The sequence below is a fragment of the Nocardioides humi genome (genome assembly GCF_006494775.1).
Classification (GTDB): Bacteria; Actinomycetota; Actinomycetes; order Propionibacteriales; family Nocardioidaceae; genus Nocardioides; species Nocardioides humi.
Genome location: NZ_CP041146.1, coordinates 3,906,014 through 3,929,848, shown reverse-complemented (window position 1 = coordinate 3,929,848; position 23,835 = coordinate 3,906,014). Strand labels below are relative to the sequence as shown.

General features: G+C 72.6%; 24 protein-coding genes, 2 tRNA genes and 1 other RNA gene. 7 read left to right on the top strand and 20 right to left on the bottom strand.

Annotated features, from left to right (window positions below; translation table 11 throughout):
• Positions 1-8 precede the first annotated feature (8 nt).
• Positions 9-287, bottom strand: coding sequence for a WhiB family transcriptional regulator (locus FIV44_RS19145; protein WP_141005838.1), 279 nt, complete (start codon positions 285-287; stop codon positions 9-11).
• Between the two features lie 275 nt (positions 288-562).
• Here FIV44_RS19145 and FIV44_RS19140 point away from each other — a divergent pair, with 275 nt between their 5' ends.
• Positions 563-2,887 carry a penicillin-binding protein gene (locus FIV44_RS19140; protein ID WP_141005837.1) on the top strand — a complete coding sequence of 775 codons (2,325 nt, stop codon included), beginning with the start codon at positions 563-565 and terminating at the stop codon, positions 2,885-2,887.
• A 4-nt stretch (positions 2,888-2,891) separates the two neighbouring features.
• Here the strand turns inward: FIV44_RS19140 and FIV44_RS19135 are convergent, their stop codons facing one another.
• Positions 2,892-3,350: a GatB/YqeY domain-containing protein gene (locus FIV44_RS19135; RefSeq protein ID WP_141005836.1), complete on the bottom strand. Its 459-nt coding sequence runs from the start codon at positions 3,348-3,350 to the stop codon at positions 2,892-2,894.
• A 36-nt stretch (positions 3,351-3,386) separates the two neighbouring features.
• Here FIV44_RS19135 and FIV44_RS19130 point away from each other — a divergent pair, with 36 nt between their 5' ends.
• Together FIV44_RS19130 and FIV44_RS19125 are read left to right on the top strand one after the other, a co-directional pair.
• A complete protein-coding gene (locus FIV44_RS19130) occupies positions 3,387-4,319 on the top strand; it encodes a metallophosphoesterase (RefSeq protein WP_141005835.1) in 933 nt (310 codons plus the stop codon).
• An 84-nt stretch (positions 4,320-4,403) separates the two neighbouring features.
• Positions 4,404-4,477, top strand: a tRNA-Pro gene (locus FIV44_RS19125).
• Between the two features lie 57 nt (positions 4,478-4,534).
• Here the strand turns inward: FIV44_RS19125 and FIV44_RS19120 are convergent.
• Positions 4,535-4,825: a hypothetical protein gene (locus tag FIV44_RS19120; RefSeq protein WP_141005834.1), complete on the bottom strand. Its 291-nt coding sequence runs from the start codon at positions 4,823-4,825 to the stop codon at positions 4,535-4,537.
• A gap of 127 nt (positions 4,826-4,952) precedes the next feature.
• Between FIV44_RS19120 and FIV44_RS19115 the strand changes: the two genes are divergently transcribed.
• The gene (locus FIV44_RS19115; RefSeq protein ID WP_141005833.1) at positions 4,953-5,603 is read left to right on the top strand and encodes a hypothetical protein; all 651 of its coding nucleotides are present in this window, start codon (positions 4,953-4,955) and stop codon (positions 5,601-5,603) included.
• Positions 5,604-5,631: 28 nt separating this feature from the next.
• Here FIV44_RS19115 and FIV44_RS19110 read toward each other — a convergent pair.
• Positions 5,632-6,911 (bottom strand): IS3 family transposase gene (locus FIV44_RS19110; protein WP_141003217.1). Its coding sequence is split into 2 segments (ribosomal slippage): positions 5,632-6,608 and positions 6,608-6,911, totalling 1,281 coding nucleotides; the frame shifts between segments, so codons are not numbered across the junction.
• Between FIV44_RS19110 and FIV44_RS19105 the strand changes: the two genes are divergently transcribed.
• A complete protein-coding gene (locus FIV44_RS19105; RefSeq protein WP_141005832.1) occupies positions 6,912-7,253 on the top strand; it encodes a hypothetical protein in 342 nt (113 codons plus the stop codon). It abuts the gene before it with no gap.
• 12 nt (positions 7,254-7,265) lie between these two features.
• Here FIV44_RS19105 and FIV44_RS19100 read toward each other — a convergent pair whose 3' ends face one another.
• The 8 genes from FIV44_RS19100 to FIV44_RS19065 all read right to left on the bottom strand — a co-directional run bounded on the left by FIV44_RS19100 (position 7,266) and on the right by FIV44_RS19065 (position 14,379).
• Complete coding sequence (locus FIV44_RS19100) at positions 7,266-8,324, bottom strand: aspartate-semialdehyde dehydrogenase (RefSeq protein WP_141005831.1); 1,059 nt, start codon at positions 8,322-8,324, stop codon at positions 7,266-7,268.
• Positions 8,321-9,598 carry an aspartate kinase gene (locus FIV44_RS19095; protein WP_181410695.1) on the bottom strand — a complete coding sequence of 426 codons (1,278 nt, stop codon included), beginning with the start codon at positions 9,596-9,598 and terminating at the stop codon, positions 8,321-8,323. Before FIV44_RS19095 ends, FIV44_RS19100 begins: the two co-directional genes overlap by 4 nt.
• Before the next feature lie 95 nt (positions 9,599-9,693).
• On the bottom strand, positions 9,694-10,338 hold the full coding sequence (locus tag FIV44_RS19090; protein ID WP_141005830.1) for a DUF5063 domain-containing protein: 645 nt from the start codon (positions 10,336-10,338) through the stop codon (positions 9,694-9,696).
• The gene (gene recR / locus FIV44_RS19085; protein WP_141005829.1) at positions 10,335-10,931 is read right to left on the bottom strand and encodes a recombination mediator RecR; all 597 of its coding nucleotides are present in this window, start codon (positions 10,929-10,931) and stop codon (positions 10,335-10,337) included. Before recR ends, FIV44_RS19090 begins: the two co-directional genes overlap by 4 nt.
• 14 nt (positions 10,932-10,945) lie before the next feature.
• Positions 10,946-11,359: a YbaB/EbfC family nucleoid-associated protein gene (locus FIV44_RS19080; protein ID WP_141005828.1), complete on the bottom strand. Its 414-nt coding sequence runs from the start codon at positions 11,357-11,359 to the stop codon at positions 10,946-10,948.
• A 70-nt stretch (positions 11,360-11,429) separates the two neighbouring features.
• On the bottom strand, positions 11,430-13,577 hold the full coding sequence (locus tag FIV44_RS19075; protein WP_141005827.1) for a DNA polymerase III subunit gamma and tau: 2,148 nt from the start codon (positions 13,575-13,577) through the stop codon (positions 11,430-11,432).
• 443 nt (positions 13,578-14,020) lie between these two features.
• Positions 14,021-14,111: signal recognition particle sRNA small type (ffs, locus tag FIV44_RS19070), an RNA gene on the bottom strand.
• A 46-nt stretch (positions 14,112-14,157) separates the two neighbouring features.
• Positions 14,158-14,379 carry a hypothetical protein gene (locus FIV44_RS19065; protein ID WP_141005826.1) on the bottom strand — a complete coding sequence of 74 codons (222 nt, stop codon included), beginning with the start codon at positions 14,377-14,379 and terminating at the stop codon, positions 14,158-14,160.
• A 70-nt stretch (positions 14,380-14,449) separates the two neighbouring features.
• Here FIV44_RS19065 and FIV44_RS19060 point away from each other — a divergent pair.
• Positions 14,450-14,535: transfer RNA gene (locus tag FIV44_RS19060), tRNA-Ser, on the top strand.
• 69 nt (positions 14,536-14,604) lie between these two features.
• Here FIV44_RS19060 and FIV44_RS19055 read toward each other — a convergent pair.
• Complete coding sequence (locus tag FIV44_RS19055; RefSeq protein ID WP_141005825.1) at positions 14,605-15,081, bottom strand: winged helix-turn-helix transcriptional regulator; 477 nt, start codon at positions 15,079-15,081, stop codon at positions 14,605-14,607.
• A 74-nt stretch (positions 15,082-15,155) separates the two neighbouring features.
• On the opposite strand from FIV44_RS19055, the gene FIV44_RS19050 reads away from it, so the two are divergent.
• Positions 15,156-15,530, top strand: a complete 375-nt coding sequence (locus FIV44_RS19050) for a nuclear transport factor 2 family protein (RefSeq protein WP_141005824.1) — start codon at positions 15,156-15,158, stop codon at positions 15,528-15,530.
• Positions 15,531-15,542: 12 nt separating this feature from the next.
• Here the strand turns inward: FIV44_RS19050 and FIV44_RS19045 are convergent, their stop codons facing one another.
• The 7 genes from FIV44_RS19045 to FIV44_RS19015 form a co-directional block, all read right to left on the bottom strand.
• The gene (locus FIV44_RS19045) at positions 15,543-16,943 is read right to left on the bottom strand and encodes a Vgb family protein (RefSeq protein WP_141005823.1); all 1,401 of its coding nucleotides are present in this window, start codon (positions 16,941-16,943) and stop codon (positions 15,543-15,545) included.
• A gap of 89 nt (positions 16,944-17,032) precedes the next feature.
• On the bottom strand, positions 17,033-18,295 hold the full coding sequence (locus FIV44_RS19040) for a S8 family serine peptidase (RefSeq protein ID WP_181410694.1): 1,263 nt from the start codon (positions 18,293-18,295) through the stop codon (positions 17,033-17,035).
• On the bottom strand, positions 18,286-19,692 hold the full coding sequence (gene eccB / locus FIV44_RS19035) for a type VII secretion protein EccB (RefSeq protein WP_181410693.1): 1,407 nt from the start codon (positions 19,690-19,692) through the stop codon (positions 18,286-18,288). The genes FIV44_RS19040 and eccB overlap by 10 nt, the downstream gene beginning before the upstream one ends.
• A 169-nt stretch (positions 19,693-19,861) precedes the next feature.
• Positions 19,862-21,244, bottom strand: coding sequence for a type VII secretion integral membrane protein EccD (gene eccD, locus FIV44_RS19030; protein WP_141005820.1), 1,383 nt, complete (start codon positions 21,242-21,244; stop codon positions 19,862-19,864).
• Between the two features lie 203 nt (positions 21,245-21,447).
• Complete coding sequence (locus tag FIV44_RS19025) at positions 21,448-21,756, bottom strand: WXG100 family type VII secretion target (protein WP_141005819.1); 309 nt, start codon at positions 21,754-21,756, stop codon at positions 21,448-21,450.
• Positions 21,757-21,793: 37 nt separating this feature from the next.
• The gene (locus FIV44_RS19020) at positions 21,794-22,111 is read right to left on the bottom strand and encodes a WXG100 family type VII secretion target (RefSeq protein WP_141005818.1); all 318 of its coding nucleotides are present in this window, start codon (positions 22,109-22,111) and stop codon (positions 21,794-21,796) included.
• A gap of 134 nt (positions 22,112-22,245) precedes the next feature.
• A complete protein-coding gene (locus FIV44_RS19015; RefSeq protein ID WP_141005817.1) occupies positions 22,246-23,640 on the bottom strand; it encodes a hypothetical protein in 1,395 nt (464 codons plus the stop codon).
• Between the last annotated feature and the right edge of the window lie 195 nt (positions 23,641-23,835).

The following is a 23,835-nucleotide window of genomic DNA, read 5'->3' as shown; positions in this document are numbered from 1 at the left end:
TCCCTATGTCAGACCGTGGCGTCCTGACCGTTGCGCGCGGCCTCGAGGACCGTGCGCCACGACGCGTTCGGGCGCCGTCGCAGGAGCGCGCGACGCTCCCGCTCGGTCATGCCGCCCCAGACACCCCACTCGATCTGGTTGTCGAGTGCCTCGGCGAGGCACTCGGTGCGCACCGCACAGCTGGCGCACACCTGCTTGGCCTTGTTCTGCTCGGCGCCGCGGACGAAGAGCTGGTCCGGCTGCTGGTCCCGGCAGGCGGCGCGAGGCGCCCAATCCTCAACCCACATGTTGTCCCCTGATGCTTCCCACATCCGAGGAGCCAACGCCCCCACAGCGCTCGGTCTCCCCGACCGAACCAAAGTAAAGGAGGATCTCCGATACCGACACCGCTCATTGGGCCCAACCTGTCTAGTCACATCGGACTAGGCAGATTGGATCTGGCCGAGCGCGACTCCGGCGACGCGAAAGACAGCAAGCTGCCGGAGGCCGCCTCCCGCCGCGCTGCCGACCGGCCCTGTCCGTCGACTCTCGCAGCTGCCTACCCCTCACGTACCCTGACCGCATGTCCCGCACCCGGTTCGACCGACTCCCCCCGGGGAAGGTCGTCTCCCACCTCGGCGTGATGCTGCTCGTCGCGACCGTGCTCGGCGTGGTCGTCTCCGGCCTGGCGATCCCGTTCGCCGGCGTCCTCGGCTTCACGGCGCGCAATGTCTCGGAGTCCGTCGACGACCTGCCCCAGGAGCTCGAGACCGAGCAGCTGCCGCAGCGCACCGAGGTGCAGGACGCCGAGGGCAGGACGATCGCGACGCTCTACGACCAGAACCGGGTCAACGTCCCGCTCCGCCAGATCTCCCGCACGATGGTCGAGGCGATCGTCGCCATCGAGGACTACCGCTACTACCAGCACGGCGCGCTCGACCTGAAGGGCACGATGCGCGCCCTGTTCACCAATCAGGCCGCCGGCGGGGTGGTCCAGGGCGGCTCGTCGATCACCCAGCAGCTCGTGAAGCAGACCCTCATCACCCAGGCCAACGGCGACAAGGACGCCATCGCCGCCGCCAAGGAGGACAGCTACGGCCGCAAGCTGCGCGAGCTCCGCTACGCCATCGCGCTGGAGAAGCGGCACAGCAAGGACTGGATCCTCGAGCGCTATCTCAACACCGTCTACTTCGGCGACGGGGCGTACGGCGTGCAGGCCGCCGCGCAGCACTTCTTCAACGTCAACGCGAAGGACCTCAACCTGCGGCAGTCGGCGCTGCTCGCCGGGCTGGTGCAGAGCCCCGGGGCCTACGACCCGACCAAGAACGCCGCGCAGGCCACGGTCCGCCGCAATATCGTGCTCGACCGGATGGCGCAGCTGAGCGTGATCCCCGAGGAGAAGTCCGCCAAGGTCAAGGCCCGCAAGCTCGGGCTGAAGGTCCAGGACCAGCCCAACGGCTGCATCAACTCCGAGGCGCAGTTCTTCTGCGACTACGTCGTGCGCTGGCTGATGACCGACCCGGCCCTGGGCGCCGACCAGGAGGAGCGCCGGCGGCTGATCTTCAACGGCGGCCTGACCATCAAGACCACCGTCGACCTGGGCTACCAGAAGGCGGCGAACGACTCGGTCGCCTCCCACGTCTACAAGGACGACCAGGCCATCGGCGGTCTCGCGCTGATCGAGCCCGGCACCGGCAACGTCAAGGGCCTCGCGCAGTCCCGCCCGATGGGCAAGAAGAAGGGCGAGACCTTCCTCAACTACACGGTGCCCACCAGGTACGGCGACGCGGCCGGCTTCCAGCCCGGCTCGACGTTCAAGGCGTTCGTGCTCTCCTCGGCGATCAACCAGGACATCCCGCTCACCCAGCGGTTCCCGGCGCCGCCGACGCTGACCGTCAGCCTGCGCGACTTCGAGACCTGCGACGGCCCGTACCAGAGCAGCGAGACCTGGAGCCCGAAGAACTCCACCAGCGCCTCGGCCGCCCCCAACCTCTACGAGGGCACCCAGAAGTCGGTCAACACCTTCTTCGTCAACCTCGAGAAGGAGACCGGCATCTGCGAGCCCTGGCAGCTCGCCCGCCAGATGGGCATCACCGAGCTCACGAAGGCCAATATCGTGCCGTCGTTCACCCTCGGCGTCGCCGACGTGAGCCCGCTGGAGATGGCCGAGGCCTACGCCACCTTCGCCGCCGAGGGCCTGCACTGCGACGCCCGGCCGGTCACCGAGATCGCCGACGCCCAGGGCAATGTGCTGAAGAAGTACGAGAAGAACTGCACCCAGGTGCTGGCCAGCCCCGTCGCCAACGCCGTCAACGACGTCCTCCGAGGCGTGGTCGCCCCGGGCGGCTTCGCTGCGGCGCAGTACCCCGGCCAGCCCGCCGCCGGCAAGACCGGTACGACGAACGACAACAAGTCGGTGTGGTTCGTCGGCTACACGCCCAACCTCGCGGGCGCGGCGGTCGTCGCCGGCGTCAGCCCGGCCGGGCACCCGGAGACGCTCGACGGCAAGCCGATCGCCGGCGCCGTCCGCTCCACCTCCGGCTCGACCACCGCCGGCCCGATCTGGGGCGACGCGTTCAAGGTGATCGCGCAGTGGCTCGACGACACCCCCTTCGTCCGGCCCTCCTCCACCGACATCCGCGGCCTGCTGGTCACCGTGCCCTCGGTGTCCGGCAAGTCCTACGACGACGCGAAGGCGATCCTCGAGGGCCTGGGCTTCAAGGTCGTCAACGGCGGCACGGTCGACTCCGCCGTCCGCGCCAACCTGATCGCCTACTCGGCGCCCGGCACCGGCGCGCGGCTCGCCTCCGGCGACACCGTCACGCTGTACGTCTCCGACGGCACGCCCAAGGTGAAGAAGGGCAAGAAGGGCAAGAAGAAGAACAAGGGCCGCGGCGGCCGCGGCTGAGCGCTCATCCGAGCTGGCGGCGTACCTCGGCCGCCACCGCCGCACCGTCGGCCCGGCCCTTGACCTGGGGCTGGACGATGCCCATGACCTGGCCCATCGCCTTCGGCCCGGCGCCGGCGGCGCCGGCCTGCTCGACCGCCGCCGTGACGATCGCGGCGATCTCCTCCGGGCCGAGCTGCGCGGGCAGGTAGTCCTGGATCACCGCGGCCTCCGCGCGCTCCTTGGCGGCGCTGTCGGGGCGGCTGCCCTCCTCGAAGGCGACGGCGGCCTCGCGGCGCTTCTTGGCCTCGCTGGCCAGCACGGTGAGGATCTCGTCGTCGGTGAGCTCCTTGGCGACCTTGCCGGCCACCTCGGCGTTGGTCACCGCGGTGAGGATCATCCGCAATGTCGACGACCGGACCTCGTCGCGGGCCTTGATGGCGGCGGTGAGGTCGGTGCGCAGGCGGTCCTTGAGGGTGCTCATGCCTCGATTCTGCCGGGTGTGTGTGAGGCTTGCCGAATGGGATTCGGGACGGGGCTGCTGCGGACCGTGGGCGCCGGCGGCGCGCTCGGGGCCGCGGTCACGTCGTACGCCCTCTGGGAGGCGCGGCAGTACACCCTGCGCCGGCTCGATCTCCGGGTGCTGCCGGCCGGGATGCGGCCGCTGCGGGTGCTCCACCTCAGCGACATCCACATGACCCCCGGCCAGACCCGCAAGCAGGAGTGGCTGCGCGCCCTCGCTCGGCTGGAGCCGGACCTCGTCGTCGACACCGGCGACAACCTCGCCCACCGGGCGTCGGTGCCGTTCGTGCTCGACGGCCTCGGGGGGCTGCTGGACCGGCCGGGCGTCTTCGTGCACGGGTCCAACGACTACTTCGAGCCGGGCTTCCGCAACCCCCTCGGCTACCTCCTGCCGGACCGCGGCAAGCGCCACACCCACGCCCCCCAGCTGCCGTGGCGCGAGCTCACCGCCGGCCTCACCGGCGCCGGCTGGCTCGACCTCACCAACCGTCGCGAGCGGCTGAGCGTGGGCGAGGCCGCGCTGTCCTTCGCCGGGGTCGACGACCCCCACCTGGGGTACGACGACCTCGCCGCCGTCGCCGGGCCCGCGGACGCCACGGCGGACCTCCGGCTGGCGGTCGCGCACGCGCCGTACCTGCGGGTGCTGGACCGGTTCGCCACCGACGGGTACGACGCCGTCGTCGCCGGTCACACCCACGGCGGCCAGGTGCGGCTGCCGTGGCCGGGCGGCTCCCGCGCGTACGCCACCAACTGCGATCTCGAGCCGGCCCGCGCCCGCGGCCTGCACCGCCACCCCGCCGACTCCCGCCCGGGCGACCCCGGCTCGGCCTGGCTGCACGTGTCCGCCGGCCTCGGCACCAACCCGTACACCCGGGTGCGGATCGCCTGCCGGCCCGAGGCCACCCTGCTCACGTTGCTGCCGCGGGGCTGACGGCCCTCCCCGATTGCAGGTCCCTCCGCCCGCTCCGCTATGCTCCCGTGCTGGTGAGCCGCCTTCGTCGAAGTCGGTCCACGGCGGGCTGTGGCGCAGCTTGGTAGCGCGCCTCGTTCGGGACGAGGAGGCCGCAGGTTCAAATCCTGTCAGCCCGACCGCCTGATGCCCGAGGGCATCACCGCGGCCCGGACCCACCAGGGTCCGGGCCGCGGTCATCTCGTCCGGCCGCCCTCGGAGGGCTTGCGCAGCACGACGACGGCGAAGCTCGACAGGCCCGGCACCGGATGCCGGTGCAGGAACCCCCACGTCTCCTCGTCGGCCACGATGGGGTTGGCGCCACCGCCCAGCTCCGCCACCGAGGTCACCCCGTCGCGGCGGCCCAGCTCGGCGAGCACGCCGTCGTGGTCACGCCACAGATCGTCCAGCTCGCTGTACGTGACGACGCCCGTGGCCGCACCGCCCACCCCGGCGGCGCTCGGCTCGGTGCGAACGGGTCCAGCCACGTTCTACCAGTGCGGACTGCCGTCCGGTTGATCCGTGAACGAGCCGGAAATGTCGAGCGGCGGCACGGCGAACCCGCCCCCGGGCCATGCCCACGTCGGCCGCCACCTTCGTGACACACTGCATCCCATGTCTGACGAGCAGGACAAGCTGAAGCTCAGCTTGGAGCCGCCCAAGCTGTTCGGGCGGAAGAAGAAGGCCGCCGAGCAGGCCGAGGCCCCCGCCCCGGCCGCCCCGGAGCGGCCTGCTCGTCCTGTCGCCCGGCCGGAGCCGGCACCCGAGCCGGAACCGACACCCGAGCCGGAGCCCGAGGTGGTCGAGGCCGCCGAGCCCGAGGTCGCCGAGCCCGAGGTCGCCGAGCCCGAGGTCGCCGAGCCCGTGGCCGCCGAGCCGGTGGTCGAGGCCGAGCCCGTCGAGGAGCCGGCGGTGGACGAGCCCGCCGCCGTGGAGCCGGAGCCGGAGCCGGAGCCCGCACCCCAGGCCGCCCCCAAGCCGGCCCCCAAGCCGGGCCCCAAGCCCACCGAGCCGGCCCCCAAGCCCACCCCCAAACCCACCCCCAAGCCCGCCCGCAAGCCGAAGCCCGCGCCCGCCCCCGTCGAGGTCGACGTGGAGCCCGAGCCGGTGACCGCGGCCGCGCTCGAGGACGCCGAGATCGCCGCCCTGAGCGACGACGGGCCGCTGCTGACCGTCTACCGTGCCGCGGCCCTCACCGGCCTGGTGGTGGGCGCCGCGATGGTCGTGCTGACCTGGCTGTCGCTGCGTGGCTGCGAGGCGGTCTGAACCGCACTGGGTCTGATGGAGGCTCTGGTCATTTGATTTCAACCAGGGCCTGGGTTCCCTGCTGGGTAGCGTAGAACCTTTCTTCGAACTCGGTCGGCGGGAGGTCGCTGAGGTAGCCGTGTAGCCGCTGGTGGTTGTGCCAGTGCACCCAGCCGAGGGTGGCGAGCTCGACGTCGTCGATGGCGCGCCACGGCCCCGGACGCGCCGGACCGCGGATGAGCTCGGCCTTGTAGTAGCCGTTCACGGTCTCGGCCAAGGCGTTGTCGTAGCTGTCCCCGACGGTCCCGATCGATGGGACGGCGCCGATCTCGGCGAGCCGCTCGCCGTAGCGCAGACTCGTGAATTGACTGCCGGCGTCGCTGTGACACCGCAGGCCCTCGAGCTGCGTGCCGCGGGACCAGCGGGCCATCTCGATCGCGTCGAGCACCATCTCGGTGCGCATGTGGCTGGCGACTCGCCACCCCACGATCATCCGACTGAAGGCGTCGACGATGAAGCACACGTAGGCGATCCCGGCGAACGTCGGCACGAACGTCAGGTCGGTGACCCACAGTTCATTCGGCCTTGTCGCGGTGAAGTTCCGCTTCACCAGGTCCGGGTGCCGTGCAGCCTTGTCATCCGGCCTGGTCGTCCGCACCCGTTTCGTGCGGACGACGCCTTCGATGCCTTCGGCGCGCATCAGCCGGGCGACCTGGTCACGGCCGACGTCGTGTCCGGCACGCCTGGCGGCCTTCCACAGTTTCCTCGCGCCGTAGACCCGGTAGTTCGCCTCCCACAGCTCGCGCAGCGCCGGTCTGAGCTCAGCATCACGTTGCGCGCGTGCGGATGGCTCGCGGGACCGGGCGGCGTAGTAGGTGCTCGGAGCCACCTGCAGCCCCGCCTTGGACAGCGTGGTGCAGATGGACTCGACTCCGAGCTTCTTGCCCTCGACGACCTCGTCGCGGTTGGCGTCGATGAAAGCGACTACTACTTGTGTTGGCGGTCGAGCTCCGCCCCGAAGAAAGAGGCCGCTCGCTTGAGAATCTCGTTGGCTCGCTTGAGCTCGCGGTTCTCCTGCTCCAGCTCGCGGATTCGCTTGGCCTCCGCTGTGGTCACGCCCGGCACGTGGCCGTCGTCGATGTCGGCCTGCTTGACCCACTGACGCACCGATTCCACGCCGTAACCCAACTGGGTCGCGACCCGCTGGACCGTCCCGTGCTCGGTTCCCAACTCTGCTCGCAGCGTGCGGACCATCCGGACCGCCGCTGCCTTCTCCTCCGGGGAGTAGCGCCGCGTCTGCGGCTTCCCGGGCACCTGCTCCTTGGGCATGTGCTCATCCTCGTTTCCAAGGTCACGAGCCTCCAAGAAACCCAGTGCGGTTCAGTCCGCGGGACGTCGTCGTGCGGGGGCGGGCCGGGATTCCTGCTCCTGGTCGCCACGTTCGCGCTGTGCGTGCTGCTGGGCGCCCAGCTGCTCAAGGCGTTCACCATCCCGGACCCGGGCAGCAGCAGCTTCCTGGCGGTCGGCCTGGTCGCGGTCGTGGCGCTGCTGTTCCTGATCAACCTGCTCGACCACTGGTCGACGCTGATCATCGTCCCGCTCCTCAGCGTGGGCGCCTACCTCGCCTCGGTCTGGGTCACCAAGACCTTCGTCGACCCCGCCGACGAGTAGCGCGACCCGGCGTCAGCGGGAGGCGGCGACCAGCTCCGCGATCTGCACCGTGTTGAGCGCGGCGCCCTTGCGGAGGTTGTCGTTCGACACGAAGAGCGCGAGCCCGCGGTCGCCGTCGACACCGGGGTCCTGGCGCAGCCGGCCGACGTACGACGGGTCCTTGCCCGCCGCGGCCAGCGGGTTCGGGATGTCGGCCAGCTCGACGCCGGGGGCACCGGCGAGCAGCTCCCGCGCGCGCTCCGGCGTCAAGGGCCGTGAGAACTCCGCGTTGATCGCCAGCGAGTGGCCGGTGAAGACGGGGACCCGGACGCAGATGCCCGAGACCCGCAGGTCGGGGATGCCGAGGATCTTGCGGGACTCGTTGCGGAGCTTCTGCTCCTCGTCGGTCTCGTTCAGCCCGTCGTCGACGAGGTTGCCGGCGAACGGCAGCACGTTGTACGCGATGGTCTCGCGGTAGACGGCCGGCTCGGGGAACGCGACCGCCTCGCCGTCGTACGCCAGCTCCCGGGCCTTGTCGCCGGCCGCGGCGATGCCGGTGGCGAGCTCCTCGACGCCGGCGATGCCGGAGCCCGACACGGCCTGGTACGTCGACGCGATCAGCCGGACCAGGCCGGCCTCCTCGTGCAGCGGCTTGAGCACCGGCATGGCCGCCATGGTGGTGCAGTTCGGGTTGGCGATGATGCCGCGACCGGCCTCGATCACCGCAGCCGCGGCCTCCGGGTTGACCTCGGAGACGACCAGCGGGATGGCCGGGTCCTTGCGGAAGGCCGAGGAGTTGTCGACGACGATCACGCCGGCGTCGACGAACCGCGGCGCGAAGGCGCGCGAGGCGGTGGCGCCGGCGGAGAAGAGCGCGATGTCGAGACCGCTCGGGTCCGCGGTCTCGGCGTCCTCGACGGTCACCTCGCGGTCGCCGAAGGCGAGCACCTTGCCGGCCGAGCGGGCCGAGGAGAAGAACCGCACGTCGCCGACCGGGCCCAGCAGACCGAGAGGGGCCCGCTCGAGCAGGATCTGGCGCATGGCCACGCCGACCTGGCCGGTCGCGCCGACCACACCGATGTTCACGCTCATCGTCCGGTCCCTCCGTACACGACGGCCTCGATCTCGTCCGAGCCCAGCTCGAACGCCGCGTGGGCGGCGTTGACGGCCGACTCGATCTGCGCCTCGGCCACGACGACCGAGACCCGGATCTCCGAGGTGGAGATCATCTCGATGTTGACGCCGGCCTCGGAGAGCGCCTCGAAGAAGCGGGCCGAGATCCCGGGAGCCGAGCTCATGCCGGCGCCGACGACCGAGACCTTGCCGACGCTGTCGTCGTACTGGAGGCTCTCGAAGCCGATCTGCTCGCGGACCCGGTCCAGGGCGGTCATCGCCGTCTGGCCCTCGCCCTGCGGCAGCGTGAAGGAGATGTCGGTGAGGCCGGTCTTCGCCTCGGAGATGTTCTGCACGATCATGTCGATGTTGATCTGCGCGTCGGCGACGGCGCGGAAGATCGCGGCGGCCTCGCCCGGCTTGTCCGGTACGCCGACCACGGTGATCTTGGCCTGGCTGCGGTCGTGGGCGACGCCGGTGATGATCGCGGCTTCCATGGAACTCTCCTGAACTACATCCTCGGCCTTGACGACCCAGGTGCCCTCCTTCTCGGAGAAGGAGGAGCGGACGTGGATGGGCATGTCGTAGCGGCGGGCGTACTCGACGCACCGCAGGTGCAGGATCTTGGCGCCCTGCGCGGCCATCTCGAGCGTCTCCTCGTAGGAGATCCGGGGCACCTTGCGGGCGCGGGGCTCGATACGGGGGTCGGCCGTGAAGATGCCGTCGACGTCGGAGTAGATCTCGCACACCTCGGCCTTGAGCGCGACGGCGAGCGCCACCGCGGTCGTGTCGGAGCCGCCGCGGCCCAGGGTGGTGATGTCCTTCGTCGTCTGCGAGACGCCCTGGAAGCCGGCGACGATCGCGATCGCGCCCTCGTCGACCGCGGCCTGGATCCGGCCTGGCGTCACGTCGATGATCTTCGCCTTGCCGTGCGCGGCGTCGGTGATCACGCCGGCCTGGGAGCCGGTGAACGAGCGCGCCTCGTGGCCGAGGTTCTGGATCGCCATCGCCAGCACGGCCATCGAGATCCGCTCGCCGGCGGTGAGCAGCATGTCCAGCTCACGGGCCGGCGGCAGCGGCGAGACCTCGTTGGCGAGGTCGATCAGCTCGTCGGTCGTGTCCCCCATCGCCGAGACCACGACGACGACCTGGTGGCCGGCCTTCTTGGTGTTGACGATGCGCTGCGCGACGCGCTTGACGCCGGCGGCGTCGGCGACCGACGAGCCGCCGTACTTCTGCACGACAATGCCCACGGGGGCTCACTCCTGGCGGTGGTCTCGGGGGACGATGCTTTCGGGGAAGGGCACGGCCACGTCGCCGGGGCCACCGACGATTCTACGAGAGCGCGCTAGGCGTTTTCGCCGCTGTCCAGCACCGCGGCCGCCGCCTCCACCAGCTCCAGCTCCTGGGTGGTGTCCAGGTCGACGTCGAGCCGGTCGTGGGCGACCACGGAGAGCAGCGCCTTCATCGACGACCCCGCCAGCGCGCCCCAGGAGGAGACGTAGGAGAACTGCCACCACCACAGCGCCTCCTCGACGTCGCCGGCGTCGTAGTGGCGTACGCCGACGGCGAGGTCGGCGGCGATGCTGGTGAGGTCGTCGGAGAGCAGGCCCTCGACCACCTCGGGGTCGTAGGGGTCGAAGACGTAGCTGTAGACGTCGAGGTTCCCGAGCAGGCCGGCCAGCTGCAGGCGCAGCTCGTCGAGGTCGTCGGGGTCGGGACCGTCGTCGGGCTGGTACTCGTCGCGCGGCGCGAAGTCGCGGTGCACGCCCAGCCGGGCGCCGGTCAGCGCGATCTGGCTGATCTGGAGCAGCAGCAGGGACACCGCCTGCCCGCCCGTCGCCTGCGCCGCGACGACCCGCAGGCCGTCGAGGAAGGACCGCACGGACGCCGCGATGTCGTCGGCGAAGCGCACGGTCTCGGTCTCCACCGCGATCAGCGCCTCGAGCGCGGCGAGACCCGGGAGCTGCTCGGTGGTGCTGTTGTCGCTCATGTTGCTGTCTGCCTTCCCACGAATGCCCGGCCCAAGGTGACCTCGTCGGCGTACTCCAGGTCTCCTCCCACCGGAAGTCCACTGGCCAAACGCGTCACGCGCAACCCCAGCGGGCCGAGCATCCGCGTGAGGTACGTCGCGGTCGCCTCGCCCTCGAGGTTGGGATCGGTGGCGAGGATGACCTCGGTGACGGTGCCGTCGCCGAGTCGGGTGAGCAGCTCCCGGATGTGGAGCTGCTCGGGGCCGATGCCGTCGATCGGCGAGATCGCGCCGCCCAGGACGTGGTAGCGGCCGCGGAACTCACGGGTCCGCTCGATCGCCACGACGTCCTTGTACTCCTCCACGACGCACAGCACGCTCGGGTCGCGCCGCGGGTCGCGGCAGATCCGGCACTGGTCGTCCTCGGCGACGTTGAAGCAGATGCTGCAGAACTTCACCTTGTCCTTGACCTCGATCAGGACCTCGGCGAGGCGTCGTACGTCGGCGGGCTCGGCCTGCAGCAGGTGGAACGCGATCCGCTGGGCGCTCTTCGGGCCGACCCCGGGCAACCGCCCGAGCTCGTCGATGAGGTCCTGGACGACGCCTTCGTACATCGCGCTTCGCCGTACTAGAAGCCGAGCTGGCCGGGCGCCTGGCCCGGACCGCCCGATCCGCCCAGGCCGGGGAGCCCGCCCAGGTCGGGCAGGCCGCCGGCCAGCGGGCCGAGCGTCTGCTCGGCGAGCTCGTCGACCTTGGCCCGGGCGTCGCGGAACGCGGCGACGATCAGGTCGCCGAGGTCGGCCAGTGCCTCGGGGTCGGTGCTGTCGAGGGCGTCGGGGCTGATCGTGACGGCGGTCAGCTCGCCGGAGCCGGTGATCGTCACGGTCACGGCGCCGCCGGCGACCGAGCCGTCGACGGTGGCGTCGGCCAGGCGCTGCTGGGCGTCCTGGAGCTGGTCCTGCATCTGCTGGGCCTGCTGCAGCAGGGCGCCGAGGTCGAGGCCGCCGGGGCCGCCCAGGGCGTCGAACGGGTTCTGGCTCATGGGGTCTTCTCTCTTCTCGCGTCTGTGGTCTGAGGCTGTCCGGGTCACCCGCCGCGCGGGATCTCCTCGATCACCTGGGCGCCCAGCTCGCGGGCGAGCAGCTCCGCGCTGGACTCGGCGTCGACCTCGCGGTCGTCGAGGTCGACGGCGGCATCCGGGTCCTCCGCCGGCGCCTGCGGGGCGGAGCCGGCGTGGGCCTGGATGTCGGCCACCCTGGAGCGCCGGGAGATCGGCTCCTCGGGCGGGCCGTCGGCCGGGGGCGGCTCGGTGGCCCACGGCGGAGGGTCGTCCGGCGGGGGGCGGACGGCGGTGCGGACGGGGCGGCGGACGGCGGCGCCGTCACCTCCGGCCACCCGCCGGCGTCCGCGGCGGGTCCTGTCGGTGACGTCGGGGCGTTCGGGGCTGTCGGGGCTGCCTGGCCGGTCGGGGCGGCCGGGGCGGCCGGGGCGGCCGGTGGCGCCGCCGGCTCGGGAGCGCGTGCACCCGGGTCGGCGGACGGGTCGACGATCGCCTCGATCCGGACGTCGGCGCCGATCTCGTCGATCACCGCCTGCTGGACGATCTCGGCGTGCCCACCCGACTCGAACGAGCGGCGCGGCCCGTCGGCCTGGAACCCGAGGCTGAGCACGTTGTCGTCGAAGCCGACGACCTGGGAGTTCTGGGTCAGGTGGATCCAGGTGACCCGCTTGACGCTCTTGACCCGGTCGATGACCGAGGGCCACAGCCGGCGTACGTCGACCAGCGTCAGGCCGCTTCCGCCGCCGGTGGGAGCAGCGGGAGCAGCGGGCGCGGCCTGGGGAGCGGCCTGCGGGGTGGGCGCGGGCTCCGGCGCCTCCGCAACGGGCTCCGCAACGGGCTCAGGGGCAGGGGAAGGCTCAGCGACGGGCTCAGGAGCAGGAGTCGGCGCGGGAGCCGGCGCCGGGGCCGGCGCGGCCGGCTCCTCCACCCGCTCGGGAGCGGCCCGCTCGTGACGGGACGGCGCCGGTCGGTCCTGGGCCGGGACGACGGCGGGGGCCGGCGCGGGCGCGGACTCGGCGGACGTCGTACCGCTGATCGAGGCCCGGCGCTCGAGCCGGTCGAGCCGCGCGAGCACGCCCTCGGTGGTGTGGTCGGCGGCGGGCAGCAGGATCCGGGCGCAGATCAGCTCGAGCAGCAACCGGGGGGCGGTGGCGCCGCGCATGTCGGTGAGACCGGCCGCGACCAGGTCGGCGGCGCGGGTCAGCTCGGCCCGGCCGAAGGCGGCGGCCTGGGCGACGAGGCGGTCGGCCTGGTCGCCGGAGACGTCGAGCAGGCCCGAGGCCGCGGCGTCGGGGACGGCGGAGATGATGACGAGGTCGCGCAGCCGGCGGAGCAGGTCCTCGGTGAACCGGCGTGGGTCCTGCCCGGTCTCGATCACCTTGTCGACCACGCCGAACACGGCCGAGCCGTCACCCGCGGCGAACGCGGAGACGACGTCGTCGAGCAGCGTGTCGGGGGTGTACCCGAGCAGTCCGCTGGCCAGGTCGTAGGTCACCCCCTGCGACCCCGCGCCGCCGAGCAGCTGGTCGAGCACGGAGAGGGTGTCGCGGGCGGAGCCGGCTCCCGCGCGGACGACCAACGGCAGCGCCGCCGGCTCGATGGCGACGCCCTCCTTCTCGCACAGGTCGGTGAGGTACGACGTCAGCAGCCGCGGCGGGATCAGTCGGAACGGGTAGTGGTGGGTGCGCGAGCGGATGGTCGGGATGACCTTCTCCGGCTCGGTCGTGGCGAAGATGAACCGCAGGTGGGGCGGCGGCTCCTCCACCAGCTTGAGCAGGGCGTTGAAGCCCTGCGTGGTGACCATGTGGGCCTCGTCGATGATGTAGACCTTGTAGCGGCTCTTCACCGGCGCGAAGAACGCCTTCTCGCGCAGGTCGCGGGCGTCGTCCACACCCCCGTGGGAGGCCGCGTCGATCTCGATGACGTCGATCGAGCCGGGGCCGTTGCGGGCCAGGTCGCGACAGCTCTCGCACTCGCCGCACGGGTCGGCGATCGGTGCCTGCTCGCAGTTGAGCGCCCGGGCCAGGATCCGCGCACTGGTGGTCTTGCCGCAGCCGCGCGGGCCGGAGAAGAGGTAGGCGTGGTTGACCCGGTTGCCGGCCAGCGCCGCCCGCAGCGGCTCGGTGACGTGCTCCTGCCCGATGACCTCGGCGAAGGTCTCGGGCCGGTAGCGGCGGTAGAGCGCGAGCGGGGAGTCCACGTGTGAACACTAACCACCCGCTCCGACACGGCACAGTCGCCCACCGTGACCACAGCGGACCGGATGCCCGAACCCGGCGTCGTGGCTTGGCCCCGCCCGCCGTGACCACAACGGACCGCACGGCCGAACCCGGCATCGTGGCTTGGCCCCCGCCCACCGTGACCACAACGGACCGCACGGCCGAACCCGGCATCGCGGCTTGGCCCCCGCCCACCGTGACCACAACGGACCGCACGGCCGAACCCGGCATCGCGGCTTGGCCCCCGCCCACCGTGACCACAACGGACCGCACGGCCGAACCCAGCATCGCGGCTTGGCCCCCGCCCACCGTGACCACAGCGGACCGGATGCCCGAACCCGGCGTCGTGGCTTGGCCCCCGCCCGCCGTGACCACAGCGGACCGCACGGCCGAACCCGGCGTCGCGGCTTGGCCCCGCCAAGCAAAAGGCCCCCCACGTACCCGATAGAGCTCACTTACCCTTGCTGCCTTCCGGCCCTGGGGGAGTTGGGTGAGATACCGCCACGTGGGGGGTTGCGGCCAACTCTAGAGGACAGGGTGAGCGAGGCTCACATCGACCGGTCAGCGCACCAGACTGACGACGGTGAGCAGGACCGGCACGACCATGACGACCAGCAGGATCCACGCGATCAGGCGGTGCGACCGCTTCGTGCTGTCCAGCGAGCCGGCCAGCTCGAGCAGCGCGCCGTCGGGCACGGACCGGCTCAGTCCCATCCGGCGGGCGTCGGAGGGCAGGTTCTCGGCGGGAGCCCAGGGCTCCGGGTCGTCGCCCCGCGAGGTCATGCGCCGATGGTACGTCGAGCGGGGACTCCCGATTCCACCTCGCCGTCCATCTGCCGGTAACCTCCTCCGCGGAGGTATCGCCTAGTGGCCTATGGCGCTCGCTTGGAAAGCGGGTTGGGTTAACAGCCCTCGGGGGTTCGAATCCCCCTACCTCCGCCGCACCGGACGGCGCCGACCACGGTCGGCGCCGTCTGCGTTTCAGCGCCGTCTGCGTTTCCGGCGCCGTCACGCATACCGGGCACGCATCTGCTCCCCGGCAGCCGGTCCCGCGGCGAAGACGAAGCGCGGGTCCGAGACGTCCAGTCCGGTCTCGGGATCGACGACGGCGGGCTCGACCTCGCGGCCGGTCTCGGCGTCGACGAGGACCATGGCCCGGTCGGCGGGCGCGAGCTGGGCGTTGCGCCAGGCGGCCATCGCCACCAGGACCGGGCGGAGCGACCGGCCGAGGTCGGTGAGGACGTACTCGTGGCGGACCGGGCGCTCCTGGTAGGCGCGTCTCTCCAGGACGCCGTTGTCCACCAGGGTCCTCAGCCTCGCGGTGAGCATGCTGGAGGACAGGCCGATGTTCTCCTGGAACTGGTCGAAGCGGGTGTAGCCGTCGAAGCAGTCGTGCAGGATCAGGATCGTCCACCACTCCCCCACATAGGCCATGGCCGTGGACAGGGGACATTCGCGATCCTCGACGCGGACTCGTGCCGGCACTCCGCCCTCCCTGCGCTCGGGTCTCGCCACCTCTGTTCCCGGCGGCCTCAGTGACTGCTAATCTAGCATCTACTATGACTGCGAAAATAGAAGCGACTGACGACTACGCCGACTACGACCCCTCGGCCCTGCCCGCCCCCGTGCCGGCCTACCTCGACGCCCACGACGAGAACCGCCACGCCGACGCCGTCGCCGCCTTCGCGCCCGGCGCCACGGTCCTCGACGACGGGACGACGTACGACGGCATCGACGCGATCAGCGCCTGGGTACGGCGCTCGGCGACGGAGTACGAGTACACGAGCACCCGCATCGGCCAGCGGATCGTGGACGGCGCCCACGTGGTCGTCCGGGTGCGGCTGGACGGGAGCTTCCCCGGGGGCACCGTCACGCTGCGCTACCAGTTCGCGCACCACGCCGGACTGATCACGCGCCTCGCGATCGAGGTCTGAGCCCGGGCGCCGTCACTTGACCTTCCGCGCCGGGGAGTCCGCGGCGGGGCAGCCGGCACCGGCCTTGGCCCGGACGAAGTACTTGCCCTTGGGCAGCTTCGCCTTCCGGACGGAGACCTTGTACTTGCCCGAGGCCTTCGCCTTGCCCTTGGCCACGACGACGGACTTCTTGCCCTTGACCCGTCGTACCTGGACCTTGCCGGCGGTGCACGACGGCGAGGCGGCGCTGACGGTGCCGGCGAAGACCCGCTTGGCGCCCTTCTTCCGCACCTTCTTCAGCGCGACCGTCCGGCCCTTCATCGTGGAGCCCGTGCCGACGTCGACGTTGGTGGTCTGCAGGGCGCTGAGCGGGACCCGGACGATCGAGTTGTTGACGTCGTCGGTGAACCACAGCGCGCCGTCGTTGCTGAACGTCAGGCCGCGCGGCTGCCAGCTGCCGACCTGGGTGACGGCGCCGAGGCCGGCGGCGTTGACGTGGCCGATGGCCTTGGTGATGCCGATGGAGGCGAACCAGATGTTGCCGTCGGGCCCGAGCTTGAGCGCGCGCGGCGCCACCTTGGAGCCCACCGGGATCACGTGGGCGCCGGAGTTGCCGAGGTCGAACCAGCCGACGCTGCCGTTGCCCGGCGAGCAGAACGTGCTGCAGCCGTTGTCCCGGCCGAACCAGATCGCGCCGGTGGGGCCTGCGGCGATCGAGTAGGGGTACGTCGCGTCCGCGGGCAGCGGGTACGCCTGGGTGGAGGACCCGTCCGCGGAGATCCGCTTCACGTTGGTCTGCACGTCCGTGGTGCACCACATGGTGCCCTGCGCGCCGCGGGAGATCTGGTTCTCGCAGGCCGGGTTGTAGCTGGTCTGCACGCTCCCGTTGACGACCCGGGCGATGCCGTGGGTGTCGTAGCCGAGGGTGATCCACGGGGTCACGCCGTCCGGTCCGATCCGGAGCTGCTGGCCGCGAGGAAGCGCGTCCAGGGCCACGTTCGTGGACCCGGTGCCCCCCTGGCCGGGGTAGAAGCCCAGCACGTGGCGGCCGCTGTTGTAGAGCACCCACACCTTGCCGTCCGCCGCGACGTCGACGTCCTTGACGGTCGAGTACTGGTTCTCGGCGCCGAGCCCCCACTCGGTGATCGCGCCGTTCGGCTTGATCTGACCGAGGATCCCGATGTAGCCGGAGTCGTGGGGCTGGGCGTTGCGCTCGACGAACCACATGTCGCCGTTGGGCGCCGTGGTGATCCGGCTCAGGCCCGCGCTGCCGCTCGGGACGGTGTAGGCGACGGTGCCGTCGGCCTGCTTCTGCGCGGCCGTCCGGTCGTGCCGGACGACCCGGAGCGCCGGGCCCGGGTCCTCGTCAGCAGCCGCCGCGGCGGCGGGGACGACGACCGTGAGGCCGCCGAGCAGCGCGGTGACGAAGGCCACCACCGAGAGAGTCCATCGCGTGTTCACCCCTCCCTGCTCCCCCACGCGGCGTTCGGAGAAACCTCGCCAACACGAGCCGGGAGGAGGGGTCAGCGGCGGCGGGCGAGCAGCGGCCGCAGCAGGAGGAGTACGACGAGCGCGGCACCGCCCCCGAGCCCCCACCAGATCGCGTCGTGCCGGGCGCCGGCGAGGACGTCGGCCTGGGCGCGCGGCGGGCGCGCGGGCTCGACCTGGTCCTTGCGCTCGGCGCCCATCTCCGCGACCTGCCGCTGGATCGCCTCGACCGGCTGGACCACGCCGTACCCGGTGATCGGGCTCGACGGCCCGCCGTTGCCGCTGGCGGTCTGCTCGAGGCGGGTGCGCAGCTGGTCGGCGTCCTCGTCGCGGTGCACCGACCACACGAGGGCGGCGACGCCGGCGACCTGGGCGGCGGCCCAGGCGGTCGAGGCGCCGTCGACGACGCACCAGCCGCCGTTGAGGGCCTTCGAGACCGCGCCGGCGCCGGGGGCGGACAGGTCGATGGCCGAGCTGCGGAGCACGTCGCCACGGGTCCCGGGCGTCGAGACGCCGACCGCGATCGCCTTCGGGTGCGCGGCCGGCCAGACCAGGTCGGCGGTGTCCTCGCCCTTCTTCGCCTCCCCCTGGAAGCCGTCGGGGAAGGCGCCGTCGCTCCGCGGCCGGTCGCCGGCGGCCGCGACGAGCAGCACCCCGGAGGCGACCAGCCGGTCGACCTGCTCCTCGAGCTCGGGCGAGTGCGGCACCTGAGCGGGTACGACGACCACGACCCGCCCGCCGAGCGCGCCCCCGGCGCGGGCGGTCGCCAGTTCCCCGAGCTTCGTGGCGAGGTTGGCCGCCATGGGGACGACCTGCCCGTCCTGGGTGCGCTCGGGGGTGTCGTAGAACCGCCCGTCGACCACGGTGGCCCGCGGTGCGATGCCGACCGGGACGCGGGTCGGCTCCCGCTGGTCCGGCCCGGCGACGATGCCGGCGACCGCGAAGCCGTGACCGCTGGGCAGGTCGACCGGCGCGGTGCCGTCGTACCCGCCGGTCCCGCTGTCGACCACGACGACGGTCACGCCCTTGCCGGGCGCCGTGCCGGTCTTGCGGGCCAGCCGCTGGGCCTGCGCGACGTGGAGGATCTCGTTGGCGGTGTTGTCGCCCTTGACCGTGCGCTGGTCGGTCGCGGTCGCGGTGACCTGCAGGCAGCCGGGCCCCTCCGCCGGCTCCCGTACGGCGGCCGCGACCGGCGCCGCGACCGGGATGCCCGTCGTGCCGAGCAGCACGGCCGCGGCGATCGCGGGCAGCCGGGGGCTCAGGGCGTGTCCCCCTAGGGCGTGTCTCCCTAGCCGCACGACTGGTCCTTCGACGGGGGGCACAGGGCGGCGTCGATGGACAGCTCCGGCCCGATCTCGAACAGCTTGTTCCACACGTCGGGGACGACCAGGACGGGGACGCTCCCGTAGCCGAGCTGGGCCAGCTCCTCGGTGCCGGCGACGGGGTAGCTGTAGCCGCGGTCGTCGACCAGGTGGATCGTGCCGTCGGCGCTGGTGATCCAGTCGGCGGAGCGGATCACGGCCCCGCGCCCGGAGGCGACGGTGACCTCGCGGTCGCCCGTGGCGACGTCCTCGGCGCTGGCGGAGCCCTCGGGCGCGGTGACCAGGTGGACGGCGGGCTCCGCACCCTCGTCGGTGACCAGCTGCGCGCAGGCCTGCTCGGTGGCGGGCAGCGATCCGTCGAGGACCTGCTCCGGCCAGAACTCGCCGGCGCCGGGAGCCCTGCGCACGATGTTGAAGGCGGCCCCGGGCTCCTCGGTCGCCTCCTGCGGCATCCGCTTGCCGAGCGAGGTGTTGCGCAGCACGGCGGCCTCGAACGGGGTCAGCTCGACCAGTCCGGCCTGGGTGAGGGCGTAGGTCGTGCCGGAGCGCTCGAGCCAGTCGCCGACGAGCGCATCGCCGTACCCGGGGAGGCCGGCGGGCTCGCCCCAGCCGGGGATGCCGAGACCGTCGGCGTCGAGCGGGTCGCCCGGCGGGAACAGCTCGAGCCAGGCGTCCGGCACCGTGACCTGGTCGTTCGGCGAGACCCGGAGATCGCTGTAGAGACCGTCGTTGCCGGAGTGGAGCTCGTAGCGGTACGCGCGGCGCGGCAGGCCCGGCACCTCGGCCTCGGCGATGAGGTAGACATCGCCGTCGGAGTCCCCCTTGACCACGAAGCCGGTCGCCGGCACCGGCGTGACCCGCGGCTCCGCCTCGACGGTGGTCTGCATCCCGAGTCCGGTGCCCGTGCACGACGTCCACCCGCTCCCGACCAGGTGATCGGCCGCCGGCACCGTGGCGGGGGCGTCGAGGATCCCGATCGGCGGCCCCTTCCGCTCGCCGGCGATCTCCTCGTCGGGCACCTTGCGGGCCTCGACGTCGGGGCCGAGGATCAGCTGGGCCGAGGTGACGTTGATGACCGGGCGGACCCGCGGCAGCCCGGGCACGGAGTCCTTGTCGAGGATGACGTAGAGCGCGCCGCGGTTGTCGGCGACCAGGCCGGGCTTGTCCCAGTCGACCTCGGCGCGGTCGGAGAGCGCGCCGGCGATCGCGGCGCCCGCGACGAGGAGGACGGCGAGCGCGATGCCGCCGACGATCATCCGGCCGGGCCGGGTCGGCTCGACCTCGCGCCCGCCCGGCGCACCGGACACGAACGCGGTCACCAGCCGGCGGCGGCTGAATGCATAGGCCTCGACGAGGTCCTTCTTGGTGGCCACTAGGTCGTGTCTCCCGTTCCTCGGTGGATGCCCGGGTCGTCCAGTGCGTGCGATGGCAAGGCGCCGGCGCGGAGGCATGCTGGGCGCACGTCGAGCGTCGGCAACGCCGCCAGCGTGCGTGCTGGGCGGGCCGGGCGCCGCCAGGGAACGGGAGACACGGCCTTGGCCCCTAGCCGATCCAGTCGCGCACCTGGTCGAACAGACCGGTGGCGACCACGAGGAGCGGGAGCAGGGTGAGCAGCGCGACGGACTCGAGGACGTCGCCGAGCCGGCCGCGGCGTACCGACGGGGCGGCGGGGCTGAGCGTCGCGACCAGGAGCACCGCGCCCACGACGGCGAGGACGACGGCGAGGGTCGGGCGCCAGTCGGGGTGGAAGGCGAGGATGGCGACGGCGGTCGCGGCGATGCCGGCGACGCCGGAGCCGAGGCCGAGCAGGACCTCGCTGCCGGTGCGGTACTGGCGGGTGCGGAGCACCACGATGAGGCAGGCGTCGACGGCCAGCAGGGTCCCGGTCACACCGAGGCTGACGGCGAGCGGCGCGACCAGGACGAGGAGGAGGCCGACGGTGCCGCTGATCGCGAGCAGGATCTCGTGGGCGACCCGGGCGTCGGCGGCGACCCGGTCGCGCTCGATGTCGTCGGGGTCGGCGGTGATGTCGGCGGGCGTGAAGAGCTGGTCGACCCGGGTGGCGGTGGCGCCGAGGGCGAGCCACGGAAAGATGCTGCCGGCGAGGACGACCAGCGCCAGCACGGTGGTCAGCAGAGGCGCGGGGGCGAGGCCGTCGGGCGTGGAGCGGACGTAGATGCCGACGCCCAGGGCGAGCGCGCCGACCACGATCGGCGGGAACGCCAGGGTCCGGCCGGGGCCGAGCCCGATCAGGCAGACCACCCCGGCCAGCAGCGCGCCGGCGCCCGCGGCCGCGAGCGGCTCGGCGAACCAGCCGGCGCCGTCGGGGGCGAACATCAGGCCGGCCACGGCGGCGTACCCGGTGCCCAGCCAGGCCACGCCGATGCCGGCCTCGTGCTCGTGCTGCGCGCGGGACAGCACGATCGCGCCGGCGCACAAGGCGAGCGCGACCAGGGCGGTGGCCGCGGCGGCGATGTCGGAGCCGCGCTGGACCAGCAGCGCGCCCGCCCCCAGGGCGAGGAAGAGGCCCGCCGCGACGAGCGCCGTACGCCGTCCCGCGGCGGGATGCCAGGGCTCGAGGTCGTGCTCGACGACGTCGGTCATCGCCTCGACGACGTCGTCGTAGACGCGGGGCGCCGGGTCGTCGACGCCGGCGGTGACCGTGAGCAGGCCACCGTCCTCGATGCCCTGCAGGGTCAGGCCGGTGTCGAGGGCGAGCCGGCGGCCCTCGGACGTGCCGACCCGGTAGCCGCCGTGGACGGTTGCGGGGTCGAGCAGGCCCACGCTGCGGGCCAGCTCGGGCAGCAGCTCGGCGACCGGGACGGCGCCCGGAAGCACCAGGTCGACCCGCCGGGTCCCGGACGTGACGGTCACCCGGACCAGCCCGGACGCGACGGCTGCGCTCGTGCGCGGCGCCTGTGTCATCTGCTCAACCTTCCCCGAGGAGCCTTCGGAGCTCGATCCTAGAGAGCCGGGGCCCGGAGGCGGACAGCGACGGAGGGACCGACCACCTGCGTGTCGGTCCCTCCGGGACGGCGGGTACGGCTCAGCGCGGCAGCGTGGCGGGAGGCGTGCGACGGCAGCTTGCTGCCCCTCAACACGCCGGAGACACGCTCGCGCCAGGCACGTCAGAACCGGCCGGCGCCGCGCTTGTCCGCCTGCATGTAGTCCGCGTTGGACTGGTAGACGGTGCTGTGGGTGTTGTCGAGCAGGTCGCGCAGCTCCTGCATCGCCCAGTCCCACGCCGCCTTGGCGGAGTCGTAGGCCTGGCGCTGCTCACCGCTCCAGGTGGCGACGTCGTTCTTGATGTCGCTCTCCAGCGCGTTGAGGCTGGCGTCCATCTTCTTGACGGTCTCGTACATGTTCGAGGCCGCCTCCTCGAGGGAGGCGTGCTTGACGCGCAGGCCGTCGAGGCTGCCGTAGTCAGGTCCGGTCATGGTTCTCGTCTCCTTGGGTTCGTGGGGTGGTCGTCGACTACTGCTGGCCGAGGCGGTTGAGGAGGTTGACCATCTCCGAACCGGCCTGCTCGTCCACGGCCCGGTTGTCGGCCTCGGTCTCGGTGAGCGACGCGTGGAAGCGGTCGAGGGCCGTGATGACGACCTTGTGCTTCTCGAGCCACGCCTGCTTGAGGTTGTTGAAGGAGAGTCCACCGGACCCCTGCCACTCGAGACGCAGCCGCTCGAGCTGTCCGTCCATCGTGGACGCGTGCCCGCCGAACTCCTCCTTGGCCTGGACAACACGCTCGGCGACCCGCTTGAGGGCGCCTTCTGCCTGTCCGAACTCCACTGCCATGTCTGCTCCTTGATTGCTGGTTGCGGGCGGCGAGACCCGCCCCGTGCACGTGCACTTCCTTCGATCTGGCTCCCCGAGCACTGCCAAAGAGCCGACGCGTCAGGTGCTACCCGCGGCCTCGGAGGGGCTAAACCTCAGCCCGTGACTTCCCACAGATGACGGAAGAAGCCGACCGCCACGACCAGCGAGCCGACGGTGAACGCGCCGCACAGCGCCTCCGCGATCTCGGCCCGGCGGGACCACCACGCCGAGCGCCAGCCGCGGCCGACGAACACGGCCGTGAGCACCAGGATCCCCGCCAGCGCGACAGCGACCGCGGCGACCGCGGCGGGGGCCGCGACCGGGTCCCGGCCCGGCGCCAGGCCCAGCAGTACGACGGCCAGCGCGGCCAGCGCGCCGACGCCGGCCAGGCGCAGCAGCCGGCAGGCACCGGCATGGCGGTAGCTGCGCGCCGCCAGCAGCAGCGCCGCACCGCCGAACCCGACGAGGCAGCGGGCGCCCGTGCGGTCCAGCGGCAGGGAGGCGGTGGCCAGCAGCAGGGGCGCGGTGACGATCACGACCACGAGGACCGCGGCCGAGGCGGCGGTCACGACCCGGGCTCCCCGGGCCGCGACGGCCTGGACGGCCTGCTCGGGCACGACGATCCGGCCCCGTCGTCCCGTGGGCCGCTCGCGGGCGGACCACGCGGTGACCGCGAGGCGCTCGAGGTCGAGGAGATACTGGTCGGGTACGTCGACCGCGAGCTCCGGCACGAACCGGGCGGCCAGCACCGCGGCGAGGAAGAGCACGGCCCAGACCACCTGGGGGGCGACGCCGGTCAGCGCACCGAGGCCGGCGACCGCGAACCAGCCGGAGCCGACCACGATCCAGACCCGGAGCCCGTCGACCGCCCCGTCGTCGGTGGCGGCGAGGGCGCGGCCGACACCGGCCGTGACGGCGGCACAGAGGGCGGCGACGCCGCAGACCGTCGGCAGCCGCTCGGGCAGCGGGTCCCAGGCGAGCGCGAAGCCCGCGGCCGCGGCGAACGCCGGGGCGGCGAGCACCCGCTGCGACCGCAGCACGCCGACGGGCAGGCAGCTCACGAGGGCGGCGGCGAGGAGCACGGCCACCACGGGCCACCGCTCGTCGGACGGCAGCTGCGCCGCACACCACCCCGCAACGGCCGCGACACCCACCGCCAGCGCGATCCAGGCCGCGGAGGCCCGGCCGGCCACCAGCGCCGTCTCCCCCGCGTCGCCGGAGCGGAACCTGCTGCGCGGCGGCGCCGGTCGCGAGGACGGGTCCACCGCGACCACCACCGACCCGGCGACGAGTCCCGCTTCCCCCACGACGGCGGTGAGCTGGAGCGGCTCCCCGGACCGGGACACCAGCGGCAGCACGACCGGAAGGCGGGCCTCGGCGGAGTAGGCCCGCGAGACGTCCTCGAGCGTGGCGTCGACCGGCACGGTCAGGTCGAGCACGCCCCGCGGCCCGTGCACCGTCACGGCGGTGACCGTGCCGGGCGCCGGCGGGCGGGACGTCCCGTTCAAGGCTGCTGCCTCCCGAGATCGAGTGGTCGTACCGGGCCGGGGTTCACGGCCTGGCTCGCAGGGTAGTCCTCTCCACCGTGCGTTCCGAGGCTCCCTACCCCGTCGGCCCCAAGAGATTCCCTCCGGGGAGCCCGGCTGCTGCGCGATGCGACGCACGCGCGCTGGCGGCGTTGCCGTCGCTCAACGTGCGATCCA